At 49.5% G+C, this 19,059-nt stretch carries 6 protein-coding genes; all 6 read right to left on the reverse strand.

The features are described from left to right. Window positions 1-47: 47 nt before the first annotated feature. Complete coding sequence (gene fabD / locus J8M00_RS25745; protein WP_211013250.1) at window positions 48-3,377, reverse strand: ACP S-malonyltransferase; 3,330 nt, start codon at window positions 3,375-3,377, stop codon at window positions 48-50. Between the two features lie 75 nt (window positions 3,378-3,452). Then, window positions 3,453-11,753: an SDR family NAD(P)-dependent oxidoreductase gene (locus J8M00_RS25750; protein ID WP_211013251.1), complete on the reverse strand. Its 8,301-nt coding sequence runs from the start codon at window positions 11,751-11,753 to the stop codon at window positions 3,453-3,455. 100 nt (window positions 11,754-11,853) lie between these two features. Next, window positions 11,854-12,687, reverse strand: a complete 834-nt coding sequence (locus tag J8M00_RS25755; protein ID WP_211013252.1) for an alpha/beta fold hydrolase — start codon at window positions 12,685-12,687, stop codon at window positions 11,854-11,856. Further along, window positions 12,684-16,991 (reverse strand): polyketide synthase, encoded by a 4,308-nt coding sequence (locus J8M00_RS25760; RefSeq protein WP_211013253.1) that lies wholly within the window; start codon window positions 16,989-16,991, stop codon window positions 12,684-12,686. The genes J8M00_RS25755 and J8M00_RS25760 overlap by 4 nt, the downstream gene beginning before the upstream one ends. 4 nt (window positions 16,992-16,995) lie before the next feature. Further along, window positions 16,996-17,775, reverse strand: coding sequence for an enoyl-CoA hydratase/isomerase (locus J8M00_RS25765; protein WP_211013254.1), 780 nt, complete (start codon window positions 17,773-17,775; stop codon window positions 16,996-16,998). Window positions 17,776-17,785: 10 nt separating this feature from the next. Then, on the reverse strand, window positions 17,786-19,051 hold the full coding sequence (locus J8M00_RS25770) for a hydroxymethylglutaryl-CoA synthase family protein (RefSeq protein WP_211013255.1): 1,266 nt from the start codon (window positions 19,049-19,051) through the stop codon (window positions 17,786-17,788). Window positions 19,052-19,059: the final 8 nt, after the last annotated feature.

Raw genomic sequence — 19,059 nt, forward strand, 5'->3', positions numbered from 1 at the left:
CATCTATAAACTACAGGGTTGTGTGCCGTAATTAAGGCAACCAGTTTCTAATCTTGTAATGCCACCTCAGGCACTGCTGCACCTTGTTTAGGCTGCTCCGCGCGAGTCATCAATTGCGCATATTTTTGCGTCATATACTCTGCGGTGCCATCCAATAACAAGTGTGCGATTTCATCAACGTGACGGTTTTGCCACGCCTCAAATCGGGTACCTTTAACCCATTGATTGAACGCCCCAAGGGACGGACCACAGTGAATTTGATAGTCCACTTTATCGGCAGCACCGCTGATGGCAATGCGATTGGTATGAATGAAATACCAGCGAAATACTAAGGCCATTTTATGCTTGCTGTCTTTTTCGGCGCGCACTATCTCTTGCGGCTTCGCTTTGTTGTAATACTCACACGTTTCTTGATACACGGCATCAAAAGAACGCTTAAAGTATTTCTTCTCTATCAGATCTCGGGTCGCTGCATCTACCTCGTGCCACCCTTGGTGACGCTGCCACAACTCATACAATTTGTTTGCTCTGGCTGGAAAAAAGACGCCTTTTCTCAACACCTGAACTTTTGCACCAATTTCAAACATATCGCCTGCTGGGGCATATCGCGTGTCGTGAATATTGGCGTCTTGCAGCAGCGCTTTCACTTCATCGCTGGTGCCCGCCTCTGGCGAACATTGATTAATTGAACCAGTTAAAATAAAGTCCGCACCAAGCATCAGCGCAGATGCGGCTGACTCTGGCGTACCAATACCGCCAGCTGCACCGACATCGATCTGTGCTCGGTAGTTATACTCGTTGGCAACCCGATCGCGCAGCCTAATGATGGTAGGCAGAATTACCGACAACACACCCATATCTGTGTGCCCGCCTGAATCCGCCTCGACGCAAAGTGAATCCGCCATCGCAATGGTTTTCGCCAGCTCGGCTTGTTCACGACTCACCAACCCCTGCTCGAGTAATTTTTTAACCACATGAGCGGGGGCGGGTTTCAAAAATTGCTCGGCGACTTCTGGTCTAGAGATCTTAGCCATAATGCGATTCGTCGCACGCACATTGCCGTGGGCATCTCGACTCAGACCTTGTAGGCGATAACGTACCAAAGCGGGGGTAACACTGAGAAACGCAGCGGCTTCAATCACAGTGATCCCCTTGCGCATAAACAGTTCAACCGTACGCATTTCTTTATCTGGGTTTGCCAAGTTACACACCAGATTCATCCCAACCGTCGTAGCACTGCCAAGGGCCTGTTGGATCTCGTCAATATTCTGTGCAATGTTTTCGTCACTTAGCCCACCAGTGCCAAAGAAAGATAAAAATCCAGCCTTCGCCATACGGATCACCAGCGCCTTTGAGGCAATGCCCTTGTACATCGCCCCCGTTGCGTAGGCATATTGCAAGCCATATTTTTTCTTAAAGTGTTCAGAGCCAAGCTGTCGTGAAGTAAGCGGTGCCACAGCATGAATCGGGCGCGCTCCATTTGCTGGCACAGAGGTAGACTCTTTGCTCTTTACTGATGTGCCATGTGTACTTGTCCAGGCAGTTTGAATTTTTGCCAATAAATTTGTCAGTACTTGGCCGTGGCCCACTTCATGAAAATTGCTCACTCCTTTATGTAACAAATAGTCTATGCTATCGCACCAGCGCACTGGAGAAGAGATCTGCATTGCCAAACACTGTTTCAGCTGCGCTACATCATATGGCTGAGCATGCACATTTGAAATAATGACCTTGTTGGGAGTGGCAAATGAAAATTGTGTTAAATAGTCTGCAAAGTGGCGCTGTACTTGTGCCATATAACGAGAGTGAAACGGCGCACTGACATTCAGCGGCACAACCGCAGCGCCTTCCTCTTCTAAGCCCAAGGTTAAGCGTGCCAAACTGTCTTTTGGCCCTGCTAATACCAGTTGTGAAGGACTGTTGTAATTGGCAAAGTCAATATCTTTGATGTGTGCGGTATCCATCACTTTCTGGATCACCTCTGGCGCACATTTCATCACCGCGACCATCCCGCCATCGGACATTTGCGCCATCAACTCACCCCGCTTTTTCACCAACCTCAAGCCATCTTCAAAGCTGAATACCCCCGCGGCAAAGAGAGCGTTGAATTCACCTAAGCTGTGCCCCATAACCACGTCGGGTTCAGCTTCATTGGCGATTTTGTCTAAATAGCTCAATGCACTGACCGTATACAATGCAGCCTGCGTATATTGTGTGTTGCCCAGCTTACTGACCGGCCCATTCAAACATAGCGCTTTGATTGAATAACCTAAAATCTCATCTGCAGCGCGAATTAACTGAGGGTATTTATCGAATAACTCTCGGCCCATGCCCACTTGTTGAGCACCTTGGCCTGGAAACATATACACTTTGGTGGCTGGGTCGATTGCTGTGTTTGTCATGCTCATATTTTTATTACCTTGTTCTGAATGCGAATATGTTGCTATCAACTCGTTGAATAAATCCAAAGTTGCTGCAAAAGGGTTAAGTAACGCAGTGATCTCGCACCCGCTCTGGTGCGAGAGGCACCTTTTGGCAAAATTCGCCATCGTGCCTGATGGGCCTAAATCACAAAAATGGCGGGCACCGAGTTTTTCTGCGGTGGCCACAGCCTGTGGAAATTGAATAACTTGACGGACCACCTGCCAAAAATAATCGCCATCCACTCGCTTCACCAACGCCCCCGTGGTACTGGAGATTAACGGCAGGGAAGGTTCATAAAATCGATACTTTTGACACAATTCGAGAAATGCAGATTTTGCCCGGTTGAGTTTTGAGGAGTGGAAAGCTTGAGTGACGGGCAAACGCATAAATGCGTGTCCGTACTGCGGCAATTGTGCTTCAAGCTCCGTCAATGCGTCGTTTGACCCCGATACCACGAAGTGCGCATCATAGTTCAGCGCAGCAATTTCAAGGCCGCGCTCCGCCAACTTAAGCTCGCCGCATTGTTGAGGATCTGCCAGAATGGCCGTCATGCCGCCTGTGTCAGCATAGCGTTCAAAAATATCGGCTTGCTCAACCACAAAACGCATGCCTTGTTCTGGCTCAATACACCCAGCAATGGTGGCCGCCACAACCTCACCCAAGCTCGAGCCCAGTACAAAATCAGGCTTAACCCCGTGTTGTATCAAGCTTGCCGCCAATGCATATTCCAGCATGTAGATAGCGGGGTGAGTATAACGCAACTCATCAAAGACAGGATTTAGCTGCCCTGTGCTCGTGTATAGCTTGGCGAGAATTGACCTCCCCCCTGCTTCAATGGCAACCCTATCCAAGCGTTGCATATTATTGCGAAACGCCGCATTGTTGTTATAGAGTGTCTCGGCCATTTTGTAGTGTTGGGAACCCTGCCCTACGAACATAAATACTAGTGACATAAGCTGCTCTCTTGCTCTGAAGTCAACACGTTAGGGGGGCAACAATGATGCGCTATAGCGGCCATTTTTCGATTGTTAAACATCATTTATCTCCCCAGCCTGTGCTGCGAATTGTGGCGTGATCGTCTGGCGTAGGATCTGCGCAACATCCGCTACATTGGCTTTTTCCAATACGCTGTAATGGCCACCTGAGACCGAAACTAGGGGGATGTTTTGTAAGCAATAGCGGCGATATTTCGCCAGCGTTTGTTGGCGGTTTTCGCCTCCCATATGGCTTTGCTTAGCCAACAGCAAGGTAATATCACCGTCGTATTTTTGCGACGGCACATACTGCAATCCCATCAATATCTGCTGCGCATAGGCGTGCATTATCTGCTGCAGATACGCCTTGCTGTGTTCAGTGGACACCGCAGCTTCATCGAGTAAGGCCTGAGCCAGTGGGGTAACCACGTCGTCACCTTGGGCTTGTTTGTGAGCCAGTGTATTTGCTACCTGTGTATCGCGAACAAAAAATTGGAAAAACGCAGACAAGGATATGTCACCTTGCGCGTACAATTCGCTGTCCAGCATAAAAATATGTACTTTGCGACCCTCATTGCGCAATAAACAAGCCATTTCATACACGACACTGGCCCCCAAGGAGTGCCCTAGCAAATAGATAGTTTGTTGCTCGGGTAGCGATGACAGCTGAGTCACATAATCCTGTGCCATGGCCTGGATGCTATCGTGCGCAATGCTCGAATCATGAAACCCTCGATGGCCAAAACCATAAAGACGCATACGACCTTGTAACAGCTTCACCAAGGGGGAGAAACTGCTCAACATAGCGCCGGCCGCCGGTACGCAGATCAGGGCAGGCCCTGCGCCTTCAGAACCAGAAAGTGACACCATGCCATGCTCAACTTGCAGCTCCTCACCTGCCTGAGTGGCACTTAATTGCTCGGCAAGTGCACGAATACTGTTTGCAGCCATTAAATCATGCGTGGTAACTTGAATGTTGAGTGTCTGGTGAATTTTTTGCTGCCATTGCACCAACTCCACTGAACTGCAACCACTCAGATCCAACGCGCCAGTGAGCGTCAGGTGTGCCTGCTCGGCCATGCTATCCTGCGCCAATCTCAAAAGCTGCTCCTCAAGCTCAGTGTTCGCAATCAGCTGCTCAGAGCGATCCGCCGACTGGTTGATTTGCTGTTCAAATTCACCAATCCAATGTCGCGTCGCTTTAAATGGGTATCCCGGTAAACTTACCCGTCGCACCACTTCACCCCGATACATATTTTGCCATGCGATAGATAAGCCGTTACACCAAAGTGACGCTAACATACTCAGATCACGAGATTTCAGCCAACCATCTACCACCGTCTGTAACGCGGTGTCGCTTTGCAGCATAGAGACAATCGGTGGGCAACTCGCACTCGTGCCTTGGTATACGCCAGGCGCATTGTATTCACCTTGCGTAATTTGGGTTAGACATTCAACAAATTCGGCTTGCGAATTGACCACCATAGCTACCCGCTCTTCCATCGCACTGCGCCCCACTTGCAGTGTGTAGGCAACACGATACAGATCAAGCTGAGGTTCGCGGGCAAGCCAAGTCAGTAAATTGCGCGCTTGGATCGCAATTTGCGGCTGTGTTTTTGCAGACAGCAGCATGACATAAGGGCCATGTGTTTGACGTGCGCTTTGGGGATCAGGTGCGCGGTATTGCTCAACAATGACATGTGCGTTGACACCACCAAATCCAAAAGCGTTGATCCCCGCCACTTTGGGGTCGCGCTGTGAACCGCGTGACCATGGCTCGGCCGTTGCAGGAATATAAAATGGCGACTGTGCAATGTTAATGTGCGGGTTCAATTCATCACTGTGCAAGTTTGCAACCAGATGGTTGTGTTGCATTTGCAAGACAACCTTAAGTAAAGAAGCCATGCCCGATGCCATTTCCATGTGTCCAACATGGGTTTTAACCGAGGCCAGCGCACAACCCCCTTGTTGCGCCCCCTTAAATGCCTTCGTTAGCGCTTGAAACTCAACGGCATCTCCGATTTCAGTACCGGTTCCCTGTGCTTCAACGTAACTAACTTGCGCGGGGTCAATGTTTTTCTCTTCATAACACGCTTTGATCAATGTCGCTTGTGAGTTGGTATTCGGTGCGGCAAATCCGCTTCCTTTGCCGGTATAGCCCACTTTACTATTGCGGATCACAGCAAGGATATTATCTCCATCTCGTTTTGCCTCAGATAAGCGTTTCAATAACACAGTAGCAACGCCTTCACTGCGCACATAGCCATCTGCATTGGCTGCAAAAGCACGGCACTGGCCCGCTTCGCTAAGTAGGCCTGCACGGCTCAAATTAATGTGGCCCTGTGCAGTCACTATGACGTTAACGCCCCCGACTAAACATAAGCGACAGTCACCGCTGCGCAGCGCTGTGACAGCCCGGTGTAAAGCGACCAGAGCACTCGAACACGCAGTCTCAACAGGTTCACTTGGGCCTTTTAAATTCAAAAAATAGCTGATCCGGTTTGGCCCCAAAGAAGGTGCATTGATCGGCCCAGACAACTCCATCGATGCGCCCGCGCCTTGATCACTGGCATTGTTTTCAGAACCATATCCGCTGGTATGCGCAATACCAATATACACTCCCGTATTTGACCCTGACAGCGATTCCGGCGCATACCCGGCATCTTCAATTGCGTGCCAAGCACTTTGCAACAGTAATCTTTGCTGGGGGTCCATCTGCCTTGCTTCGTGGGAGGAAATACCAAAAAACCCGGCATCAAACTGGTCAATTTGAGCTAAAAATCCGCCCCACTTACTGCGCGTGGCACGAGGATCTTGTTTGGTATCACCGTACACATCGCGCCAATCCCAGCGCTCCTTAGGTATTTCAGTGACGCAGTCTTTCCCTTGTTTCAAATTATCCCAAAATTGTGCAATATCACTGGCGCCAGGAAATTGTCCATCCATACCGATAATAGCGATGCAATCATCATCTTGGTCAACAGTCGAGTGGCGAGCTTGCTGTTCAGTCTCTTGCATATCCTCCGCGTACGGTCTAACCGAAGGGTCGACAGGCTGTTGTGAATGCACTGTTTTTACTTTCTCGACGTATTCTACAGGCGCTTTATCATCGCTGTGTGAGTCAGACAGGTGAGCCGCCAGAGCGGATACGGTGTTGATGTCGTAAAAAATCGTGGGCGCCAGCTCTGCTTGGTAGCGATGATTGATCGCCTGAGCTAACTCAGCAAAGCTCACCGAGTCAAAGCCCAACTGATCCAGCGGCGTATGGACGTCGAAGTCATGTTTGGCGATTTTCAACATGTCACTGATCAACACCAACAATGCTTGTGTTATGTCTGAGTGCGCCTCTTTTTGCGACTCAACAACGGTCGCTGAAGGCTGAACAGACTCCGTACTGCGCACTTGATGCTGCGTGTCACTTAGCAACTCATTCATATGATGAACCAACTCACCAACACAGGTGCACTGATAGAAAACCGTGGTAGACAACTCAACCTCGTAGCGAGCACTGAGCGCACTTGCTAACTCAGTCAAAGAAACCGAGTCAAAGCCGATCTGCTCAAATGTCGTGTCCGCATCAATGCTCTCAGCGGGTACTTTGAGCAACTCGCTGATCTCAGCAATAATATCCCCTTCATTGCACGGTGCGCTTGGCGCTGTTTTAGATATTTGCACGGGAGATTGAGTCGGTGCATGGCTGAGCTGCGTTTGTAAATACGCAACCAGTTCGGCCACTACAGTACACTCATAAAACAACGTAGCAGAGAGCTCTACGTCCAGCGCCTGACTTAAGTGGCTGGCAAGCTCTCCCAATGAAACCGAATCGAAACCAATGTCCGAAAACGCCGTATTACCATCAATACTCGAAGCTGGCACTTTGAGTAACTCACTGATCATCGCGATCACGGTATCTTCACTGAGCGATGGCGCCACCGCCGCAGCGCTGGGATGCTGGGGAACAGCCGTTCTCTCTTGCGCGGTTGCGCTCTCATCGCCTTGGGATAGATGCGATTGTAAGTAGTGGGTCAGCTCATCAATTTGAGTGCAGTCATAAAATACACTAACGGGCAGCTCTACCCCTGTCGCTTGGGTCAGCACATTCGCCAATTCACTGATAGAGACTGAATCAAAGCCAATATCAAACAGCGCCGTTGTGCCATCAATGCTCGACTGAGGCACTTTCAGTAAATCACTGACTTCACGGATAACATCTTGCACGTTGAAAGACGCGGCGGCTCCACGCTGCGCTGGCTGCTCAACGGTGTAATACGCATCCACGGCCTGCAGTTGGTGCGCGAAGTTTTGGTACGCTTCCCCCGTGCCATACAAGACCAGAACCTGTGATACTTTTGCGGCCAACGCGCTCGAAAACGCGTCAAGCCCAGCCTCGGTTGGCAGTGGTATTAATCCAGATGTTTCTTTCAATTCGCGCATCGCATGACGGGGCATTCGCATCCCACCATCTTGCCAAAGCGGCCAGTTGACGGACACACTGTGACCGGAGCACTCCCCGCGTTTAACACGCAGCGCCCTATCGTGGGCAAACCAGTCCATAAACCCGTTTGCCGCCGCATAATCGGCCTGACCTGGCGCACCCAATACACTGCTGATCGATGAGAACAAGGCAAAAAACTTTAATTCACATGTACGCGTCGCAGCGTCCAAATTGACGAGCCCTTGCACTTTTGGCGATAGCACTCGGTCCATATGCTGTGGCGATTTTCTGACGATCATACCATCTTGTAATACCCCCGCGGCATGCAAAACCCCGGTGATTTGACCAAACTCTTCCAACACCTGTGCAATGGCATCTTCCACCTCGTTTAATCGCGAGAGATCAATCGCTTGATAATGCACCCTATCGCCCTGCGCATTGCACTGTGAAAGCCACTGTTGGCGCGCTAAATCCAGCTCGCCACGACCCCATAGGATCACCTTACTGGTTTGGGTCTGGGCAAGAATAGTCTGGGTAAATATTTTACCAAGGCCACCAAAACCACCGCTGATCAGGTACACCCCTTGCTCCTGCCACGGCGACACGGCTTTTTCAACTGCTGGCAAAGCCTGCCAGCGCCTGATGTCACATTGTTGCGACTTCAGTTCAATGCAACTGGGCTTGTGTGTGTGAGCATTGTGTATGATCTGCTTTTCAACCTCTGCGCTAGAGTCCGCCATGATCACATCCGCAAATTTAATCACATGCTCGTGAATGGCCGCTTCGAGCATCGGCAACAGCCCCGCATACATGCGCTGGTCTGTACCTGGTGGCGCGACCAATTGGATGCGCTGAGGCTTGGCCCCTTGATGCTGAATGACTTGTTGTAACACCGCCAGCAGTGCTTGTGCATAGTGCAGATAATGATCCGCGCTACACAGAGAGGCCTTCGACGCTTCGGCAGGTGCATCGATACACACCACCTCTACACCTGTAAAACGCGCGCGCAATTGAGCAGACCACTGTGCTGCATCGCCCAGTAAAACAACCCAAGTTGTATCGCCGTTAAAGTTATCCGTTGTTGCTGCGGCGAAAGGCTGTGACTGCCACGTCGGTGACAAGAGTTTGATTTCCCCACAAGGCTCTGCTTGCTCTGTTTTTGACGGTCTGCGCTCCTTGACCAGCTCCTTTTTCACAGGTGTCGACGACTTCATCACCCGTGCAGTATAACCGAGTAATTGCAAGCACACATTGCCCTGTTCATCACACAGTGACAAATCAATAACCTGAGTGCTGACCGTACACTGTTTGGCATCAAGTATGACCCACACAGTTTCTGGCAAGGGGGCATATTCTTTCACTTGATTGAGCACAAAGGGGACCATAGGCCCTTGTTGAGAGTCAGCTTCCTCTACGTAGGGCTGTTCGCCAAGATAAAAGCCCAAAATACAATGCAGTGCTGAGTCGAGTATTTCCGGGCGCCACTTCATCGTTTGAGATGGCTGCGGCTGTGGCTGCTGCGCTTTCAGTCGTCCCACCACGTATGCTCCACTGCGCTGCAGTGACTCAACCCCACGAAATGCCGATCCATAGTCCAGCCCAGCCTGCAAAAACTGACCATAGAATGTCTGCTTATCGACCTCAATCGTCTTACCCTTCTCGCGCAACTGCGCTAACTCAGGCACCTTGCTGGGGGCTTCGCGCTCACCTAAATTGATAGCCCCACGACAAAAGTCTCCACTGGATGGGTCGAGCAAGTCGTAAATTCTAAACCGCGTACGCTGCCCTGCTTGCGGTAGGCAAGACAATTCGATCACAACCTGTTTGCTCTGACCGTCAAATATCATCGGGCGACGCCAAGTTACATTGTCTATTGAGTAATGCTGATGTTCCTCTAATAGGGTGCTAAGCGCCTCCCTTACTAGCTCCAGATATGCCACACCAGGCAGGATCGGGTTTTGGTTGACCACATGTTGTGCGATAAAATACTCACTGCCGGTCAAAGGTATAATCGATTGCAAAGGCTTTAAATAAGACGCCGTCTGCTCGCGCACAGGCGCTGCATTTTCAGCCAGCGCTTCAAGTTGCGCTAATGGTGGATAAGTACGCTCAACATCGGTGTCAGGTACCCAGTAACGCTGCTTTGCAAAGGGGTATCCGGGTAAGCTCACTTTGTTTGGCAGTGTGCCATCATATAAGGCTCGCCAGTCAACTGGGTAACCTTGGATCCACAACCCTACCAAGGCGGGCCAATCCGCCTCAGACAAGAGATCAGCATAGACTAGATTATTGGCAGTAATAAATGCATCCAACGCTTTGCCTTTGATAATTTCTCCATACCAGCGCTGGGTCGGTTTGCTAATGTCATCAAATTGATGCTCTAGAACATCGGCGAGTTGCTGGGTAAGCTCATCCATTGAATTTGCTGCGAGGGCAAGTCGGTGCTCATGATGCGCTCTACCAACTTGCAAAGTACTGGCGATACTGCGAAGGTCCTGCACATCGTGGACACTCTGACCGGTGTGTTCAAGCGTAGTGTGCAATCGCCTTACCGCTCTGTGCAGCTGCTCAGTACTTTTAGCCGACAACACGATATAACTTGGCACAGATACGGATTGTTGCTCAACGGGGATCTCTGCGACATACTCCTCAACCACCATATGCGCATTTGAACCGCCAGCGCCAAATGCTGAGATACCCGCTACGCGCTTTTTCCCCTCAGCAACTTGCCACGGCTGTGCTTCACGTGGCACGTCAAACGGAGAGTTATCAAAATCAATATAGGGGTTGCGTGTTTGTGAGTGAATAGAGGGGACAATGGTTTTATAGCGCATTTGCAGCAAAACCTTCGTTAATCCGGCAATGCCTGATGCACTTTCACAGTGACCAATATTAGATTTGATAGAGCCTATCAAGCACGCCGCTTCGCCCTGCGCATTCTTGGCCAGATAACCCTCGTTATATGCCCTTTGTAAACCATCGACTTCAATCACATCTCCAATTGCGGTGCCTGAACCGTGCGCCTCAATATAACTGATGGGATCAGACGCCGTTTTTGCCAACGCTTGGCTTATTACCTCTGCCTGCGAAGATGCTTTTGGTACGGTATACGTTCTCGACGCGCCGCCATGGTTGATGGCCGTCGCTAGGACCACCCCATAGATATGATCACCATCTTCGAGGGCATCAGCGAGGGGTTTGAGCAACACAGCCCCAACGCCTTCTGAAGCCACATAGCCTGTCGCTTTATCCCCAAAACTATGACAGCGCCCAGTTTTCGATGAAAAACGCCCCGCACTATGTAAAATAAACTTATTGGGGTGCAGTGTTAGGTTGACGCCACCTGCGATGGCGGCACGGCACTCGCCGTTTAAAATACTTTGACACGCTAAGTGTACCGAGCTGATGGAGCCCGAGCACATGGTATCAATGGTCATGCTAGGACCGGTAAAATTACAACAGTAAGACACCCCATTAGTAATAGAAGCATTGAGTGCAGAAACCGGTGTATTGGCCTGACTGTACATCAAATATTCATTGTACTCTACCGCGCAAAATACCCCTACAGGCCCTCTCTCTGAGAGCCCTTCACACGAGTATCCAGCATCTTCAACTGTGTGATAGGCACACTGGAGAAATTGCCTTTCTTGAGGATCGGTCAGCTCGGCGACTTTTGGCGCCATATTAAAGAACAAGGGGTCAAATTGATCTACATCATTGATGAATCCACCCCATTTACTATAACTTTTACCATACACCCGGTTACCTGGCTGATGATACAAAGCGTGATCCCAACGCGTTTTGGGTATTTCCGTGACGGTATCTTTGCCTTGTTTGAGGTTTTCCCACAATTCATCTAGGCTGTCTGCGCCTGGGTATTTTCCTGATATCCCAATGATCGCTATTTTTTGGTTGCTCACTCCGATCCCCTTCTGTCAATATTTTGCACCGCCCCAAACCCAAGCTTTTACCAAGCACCGTGGTGACGATTAAATGCTTTTCTGTGCGTACTTCGCGTGTTTAATGGCCGTTTAAAATTAAGTCTTCGCAGACCTCTGCGGTGTCGGTAAACAGATTGTAATGCCCCCAATTAGCAAAAATTTTATATTCGGCATCCGGAATAATTTCGGCAAGCGCCACGGACTCTTGCCAGGCGACCATATCATCGTTACCTCCACCGACAATGAAGGTTGGGCAGCTGATCTGTTCAGTTAAGGTGCGACTGATCTTAAATTCGTGGGTGGTATTGACCAGATGGGCAAACCGTAGAAACGCCTCTTTACCGCTATTGAACGGTGCTTGGATCATCTGTTGGTAGTGCTTATTATCAATACGCGCCAATTTGTCTTGCATGCTTTTGGTGTTATACGCCACGATGTTTTGATGGAGAAAATCAAGCTTCTTCTCATCGTGGATCAACATGCGGCAAACCTGACCTATGGTATCGCCCGTGAGCCCCGGCGTGCCTTGATTAAAGAAATTTGGCGCATTGAATAGCACCATTTTTTCGATTAAACATGACTCTTGTGCCGCAGCAACCAACGCAATTTGGATCCCCGTACACCACGCAACCAAGGTGAACGAGGGCAAGGCTAACTCGGTCACAATACTGGTTAAGTCTTGAACTTGATCCTGTACGGAATACTCGCGAAAACGCTCATCGTATACACCAGGAAATCCCCGGCGTCGCCAGGTCACAAAGTTATGACCGCGCGCCACCATGGCATCTGACAACGCCTGTGTAATACAGCTGTCGACACCCAGCGCATTGATGAAGACCACTGTAGGCTTGGTGTTATCAAACTGATTGAGGTTAACGTCCAGCATTAATCCGTCATGTGCTTGTACTTTCATAGAGGTGTTTCCAGTTCCAAATTTTGCTGCGCAGATTGCGCGGTCGATTGATGTGAGCTCGGCAAGTTATCTATCTTTGACCAAATATCGCAACTGCGATCTTGCCATGCATCCACAAATGAACTCTGGCGCTCATTGTACGCCTGCTCAGCCGCCAGCTTGTCGCGCCCTCTGAGCTTAAAGTACTCATCCGTCGCACTGGCATAGGCGGATATGGCCAGTACAGCTCCCATACCCGCTACAGGTGAACCCGTTCCCGACGCATCCCCGGTAAGCATGATGTTTTTACTGATAAAGGTACTCGCCCGTGAATATTGCACATCTATGGGTTTGCTGATCCACAACACCTCTCCTACCGAATTTTGCTGTGAGTCACTGAAGAATTGCGCACGCTGTGCAAGCTGCTCTGCGCTTGGCAGTTCACCATTAGCACTGTACACCGCTACACCTAGTTCATCACGATTTGGATAAAAGAGCCCAAATGCACAACCTGATAACTGTTGTTCAGCATCAAAAGAGAATTTGTAGTTAAGTGTTGATCTATCTCCAACGGCACGGCAGTGATAGATATACCAGCACTCCTCTCCCTTATTGGACGTTTCAATGTCGTAACATATCCCCACAGCCTGCGCATTTGAACTGCACTCGCCATCGGCTAAGATCACCAATTCTGGTGTGACAGTGGAAGTTGACCCCAACTGTAAATTAGTCAATGTTACGCTGGCTTGCTCAAGCTCTGTCGGCACCACTTTTGCTTCCACATTAAAGTAAATACGCACGCCCTGTTCACGTGCAGCAATCAGCAGTACATCTTGCAGATCAGCCAAAGAGATAGCCAATACAGACTCGCCCACAAACTCATCATAGGCACTCTTATGGGAGGTACCAGCCGCTGTGAGTTGGGTCGTCGCTAACTGTGCCTCATCGATCTCTTTTTGATAATAACGCGTAGACTCATTGTCACTGCGGGTATAAAAGAAGTTGTGCTGTGCTATCGGCGTGCCGCGCTCGATAAGCTGCGTCAGTACACCAAAGCGTTGTAAATAAGGCAGTGCGTTTTGATATATGGTGACCATTTGCATCCGGTCAACGGCCTTGCGTTTATCAAACAAGTAAACCCGTTCCACCCCATTGAGCACGGCGCTCAACGCTGCCATGATCCCTGCCGGACCTGCACCGATCACCACCACACTGTGTTCATCAATCTCGTCTAACAACTGTGTGGCGCTGTTCTCGTATTCAAAGCGGTAACCACTGCTCGTGGCCTGAGAGATATAGCCCGGAAGGTCACTTGGCATGTGCTTGGCCCCTACCGTCTGAGCCGGTGCTGGTTGCACGCGTTCAATCACTGTAATCAGATCAGACACACTGTCGGCTTGAAGTAACTCACTACCCACTTGAGCTTCGTCGAGTTGTTCAATACCATCGCAAAGCGCAGACACTATCAACATTTTGGTCACTGACGTGACACCTAAGGCTTTGAGTGGCGTTGTCAGCTGTAGCTCATCACGGCTAAGACCTAAGATTTGTCCAACCGTCTCTCCCACTAACTCAGCCACTTCCGTTTGATGTGATGGCTGCACCGCATTGGCATCACTGGCCTGCGCAATATCAGTTTCAGACAATGCTGGTTGAGCCGGTGTATCTATCTGCTGTGCACTGTTCAGTGATGGTTTTTGCGCCGCTTTGGGTAGCCAACAATGACGACGCGCAAACGGATAAGTCGGCAATGCAATGATCTGAGGCAGGACACTATGTTGCTCACCATAAAGAGACACCCAACTCAGCTGTCCTCCTTGCACCCATAACTTGGCCTGTTTTAACAATTCAGTATCGTTCTCAACGTCTAGCTCAATGGATGCATGGCGCGACGTGTGTTCAATATCATGAAAAAAGACCTGCGCCTGTGCCTTACCATCTAGCCACGCTGCGAGGTATTCACGTAACTGTTCTATGGTGTTAACCACACAACTCAACCGAGTCGGCATGGCCTCTCTGCCTTCTATCAGCGTATACGCTAAATCGTCGAGATGAATGTCTTGCTCCGTGCTGAAATGCTCCATATGACGTGTCACCAACTCCTTGAGACGTGTCTCATTTTGCGCTGAAAACACCATTACTCGATCACGGCGTACACCTTCTACTTTGGTTGCTGATTTTGCAGTTAGACACTCCTCTAGCACCATACAACAACCCGAACCACCTGCACCCAAGGTATTGATCATCGCACTTCTGGGCTGCTCAGCTGCTGTCGTCCACGGAGCTAACTTGTCTTGGATAGTAAATGGAGCATTGTCTAAATCGAGTTTGGGATTAAGTGGCGTATGCAAGATCGAAGGGGTCAATACCCCGTGCTTCAACTGCATGGCGACTTTGATTAGCTGCGTCAGCCCTGATGCAGCTTCAGCATGGCCGATACTCGATTTAACGGTGCCTATGGGCAGTTTTCTATTACCTAGGGCGTCACAAAACACCTGCTTCATCGCTTGAATTTCAGCGCTGTCTGACACCGTCGCGCCCGCAACTGAAGTTTCAACATAGTGTATCTGCTGGGGCGTCACTTTGGCCGTTTGCAGGCACCCGGCCATTAAGCGTGTTAGAGCATCGGGATCAGAGACATTAAATCCATCCGTAGTGCCTTTATGGTCGGTATGCACGCCTTTGATCACGGCCAGTACTTCATCATTATCTTGTATCGCATCACGCAAAGGCTTCAATAACACCGCACCGACCGTCTCGGCGGGAATAAACCCACCTGATTCACCAAACCCTCGCACAGTACTTTGCTCAGCCAGCAATTGAGACTGACTTAACGCCTGATATTTGTAGCCGTGAATAGATAAATTAGTGGCCCCCACAATGGCTAGCCGACAAGCCCCACTGAGTAGGCTTTGACAGGCAAGATAAATTGCACTGGCAGCCCCCGAGCACATGGTGTCCACCGCCATGCTTGGTCCATGCAGGTCAAAAAAGTGAGAAATACGGTTGGCCATGCTAGAGAGCGATGACATGGCCACCATCGCTTTTTTATCTTGCTCGGTGTCAAAAGCATGATACTGCTGATACATAGATGCGGTGTAGACTGCCACCTTGTGATCGTATTGTTGTGCCAATTTTTGTTTGGTGTAGCCGCGACTTTCCAGTAGGTTCCAAACCTCTTCTAAGAGCAATCGCTCTTGTGGGTCCATCAACTGTGCTTCGCGCGGGGAGATCTTAAAAAATAGTGGATCGAACTTATCAACTCCGTGAATAAACCCACCCCAACGACATGCCAACGCAGCACTTTCAGAGCCAAATAACGCCGCTCGCTCCTCGGGAATATCAATAACACAATCCATGCCTTGTTGCAGGTTTTGCCAAAATTTAGCAACGTTTTCAGCCTCTGGAAAACGCCCCGCGACACTGACGATCGCGATATCTTGCTCAGACACCGATGCTGCTGTGGTGTCACGATGCGCTGCACTCTCAGTGCGCTCGCTGTGCGCTATGGTCTCACTCGGGGCGCTATCCATTGCATTGGATGCGCGAGCTGGTGCGGAGCTTGGCTGGCCGAATAGCCGCTTAATATTGTCCGTCACCTCAGGTTGATGCATGGTCTGAGCATGCATAGCTAGCTCTTGCTCAATAAATGTTGGCAGCTTGTCGCGCACCTGCTGACAGAGGTGTTTTTTCAATAGAGAGACTGAGCGCAGCGGCTTTTGGGCGATTAAGTCAGCCAGTTCGTAAGCTCGACTTAGCACGCTTTTGCGCGGCAGTACTTGCAGCCCCACCCCGCGTTGTTGTAATTCATCACCGCGATATTGATTGGCACTTAATAACATCTCACTGCCCAGATCCACGCCCAGCTTGGTGGGCACTATCAAGGTCGACCCCATCCCAGGGGTAAACCCATATTTCATAAAGTTGAGGGTGTAATAGCTCTCTTTGCTGAGCAACACGATGTCGGAGAATAACCCCATCACAAATCCGCCGCCAATGGCGTGGCCCTGAATGGCAGATATCACTGGCACCCGGCACTCTAATGGCAAGCTATAAATATTGACGTCGCTAAAGTTGCCCTGTGTGTCATTTAACGACAACAGGCTATCCTGAGTGCCACCACTACAAAAATAGCTGTCGAAGCCGGTGATAATGACCGCTTTGCAAGTTCGATTTTCCTCTATTTTTTTATACGCTTGCATCAACCCTGACAAAATATCACGGCTAAACATATTTTTATTGTCACGGTCTTCCATGGTGATCTGGACAACACCGTTATTCTGCTCGATGATGGAAACAACCGAGTTGATGATTATTTTTGTCATTGTTTTAACTTTCCCATGGCAGCTTGCCGCTGTCCACATAACGTCCAATATTGGTTACCACAGAAGGCAAAGAAAACGTTGCTCGATTTTCCTGTACCGCGATCGGCTCGTGTTCAAGTAATTGTGGGTTCAATGTATTCATATAGTGTTTGTGCCGTATTATGCCATCACGAGGTAAGCGTCTTAGACGCAGTAAATGTCGTCTTAGCAACTCATCTAAATCATCGGACACGGCGTCCGCCAGTCCCCAATTGGCAACATCGTGGGCGTTAAAAGGGGAGGTCATCAAGGTCATATAGTTGGCTTTTTGCCAGCCAACTTTTTTGATCAAAAATGGCATGACACAGGCGGGCAAAATTCCAAAGATGAGTTCTGACAAACTATATTGTGCGCGATTACCTGACAATACAATGTCACATGCTGCAACAAATCCCATCCCGCCGGCATTGACCCGACCTTCAACCACGGCAATGGAGATAAATGGTCCCAGCGCAATTCGCTTCCACAGCGTGTACAGTATACTTGGGTCGTGTTCACTACCCTGCTGGTTGTCTGTGTACTCTTGTTTGTCCATCCAAGAAAAATCAGCGCCGAAACAAAACACGTCCGGCAGTCCTTTGATAACCAATATGTTGCTGCGCAACTCGCAGTCGTCGATCACCCGCAGGCACTCTTCAATCATTTGCTTATTCAAAGTATTCTTATGGTTAGGTCGGTTAAATTGAAGCGTACATATCTCCGCATTATGACTAACCTTGATCATCTCATACGTCACGATTGACACTCACACATCTTTATTGGAATTCATATTCTCGATGAAAATTATTGATCCGCTTCAAATACAAACGAGGACTCAACTGCTGTTGTTGTTGGATCTTATCGGTGATTGGGCATTCAACCTCCACATCTTGGGTACCAAAGCGCACGTCTTTGTTTTGTCGTAAAGATCTTTCATACTCTTCGATGGAGAGCTGATAGCGACTATCCAAATGCGATGCGATATCCAGTGACTTTAAGCGTGCTTGCCCCTGCTCGGTGACAATACCACTGTAAAATTCAGAGCAGCACCCTGAACCATAGGCAAAACACCCGATCCGTCTGGGCGTGCTGAAATCCCCCGCTTCTATCACCCCCGCCAAAGACACATACAACGCCCCGCCCATAATGTTACCAATGCGCTGACAATAGGTCAGTCCGGGCGTTACCCGCTGGTTATAATCGGCTTCGATTTGCGCCGGAGGTTGCTGCGCAAATTTTCTCATCAACGAGCGGTGCGCACCTTTAACCATGCCGCCAAATGGAGTATGAAATGCCAAATAGTCAAATGTATGTGCGTAGTTCGCCCCGTCAACACGTTGCTGGTACTGCAAAAAGGTTTGTTCACAACAATCTAAATAAGACATCAAAGAGATATCTGCATTGCCCGCTTCACTGTCTGGCTGAGGTCGGCAGGTATCCATGACCTCATAAGAGTAATAACCGCTGGCTCCAACATCCAACCTAAAAATTTCCGGTTTATTGCTGATCAGCATAGCCACTGCGCCAGCGCCACCCGAAGGCTCTGAAAACGCCCAATCTTTTTCATTGACGTCCTCTTCTCCTAAAACCATAAATCGACAGAGATCCACCGCAATCACTAAAGCTTTAGCACCAGGTGAGGTGTTAGACAAAATGAAGTTCGCCGCATTATGTAAACCAACCGTACCTGAGTAGCACGCTTGTTTTACCTCAAACACCCGGCAATTTTTATTCAAGCCAAGGTGATCATGAACATAGGTGCTAATGGATTTACCAAAATCAATGCCTGACTCAGTACAGGTGATCAGCATTTCGATGCTGTTTTTTTCTTCCTCACTCAATGCATCCAAAATGGGCTTGGCAGCATTGACGGCGAACGTGACCGGATCTTCACTGGCCAGTGCCACGGTTTTTTCTGACATCAATAGATTGTTAAAGCGTGCGATATCAAGTTCGCGGTGATCGATCAGTTTACGTACATCCAAACACGCTGTGCCCGCATATACATTCATCGCTTCAATCCCTACTTCACTGCATTCCATTACTTACT

The organism is Pseudoalteromonas luteoviolacea (assembly GCF_018100925.1).
GTDB classification, from domain to species: domain Bacteria; phylum Pseudomonadota; class Gammaproteobacteria; order Enterobacterales; family Alteromonadaceae; genus Pseudoalteromonas; species Pseudoalteromonas obscura.

Excerpts from the sequence above, each read along its gene's own strand:
- J8M00_RS25760 (WP_211013253.1), bottom strand. The coding sequence starts at position 16,991 with ATGACAAAAATAATCATCAACTCGGTTGTTTCCATCATCGAGCAGAAT.
- fabD (WP_211013250.1), bottom strand. The coding sequence starts at position 3,377 with ATGTCACTAGTATTTATGTTCGTAGGGCAGGGTTCCCAACACTACAAA.
- J8M00_RS25770 (WP_211013255.1), bottom strand. The coding sequence starts at position 19,051 with ATGGAATGCAGTGAAGTAGGGATTGAAGCGATGAATGTATATGCGGGC.
- J8M00_RS25755 (WP_211013252.1), bottom strand. The coding sequence starts at position 12,687 with ATGAAAGTACAAGCACATGACGGATTAATGCTGGACGTTAACCTCAAT.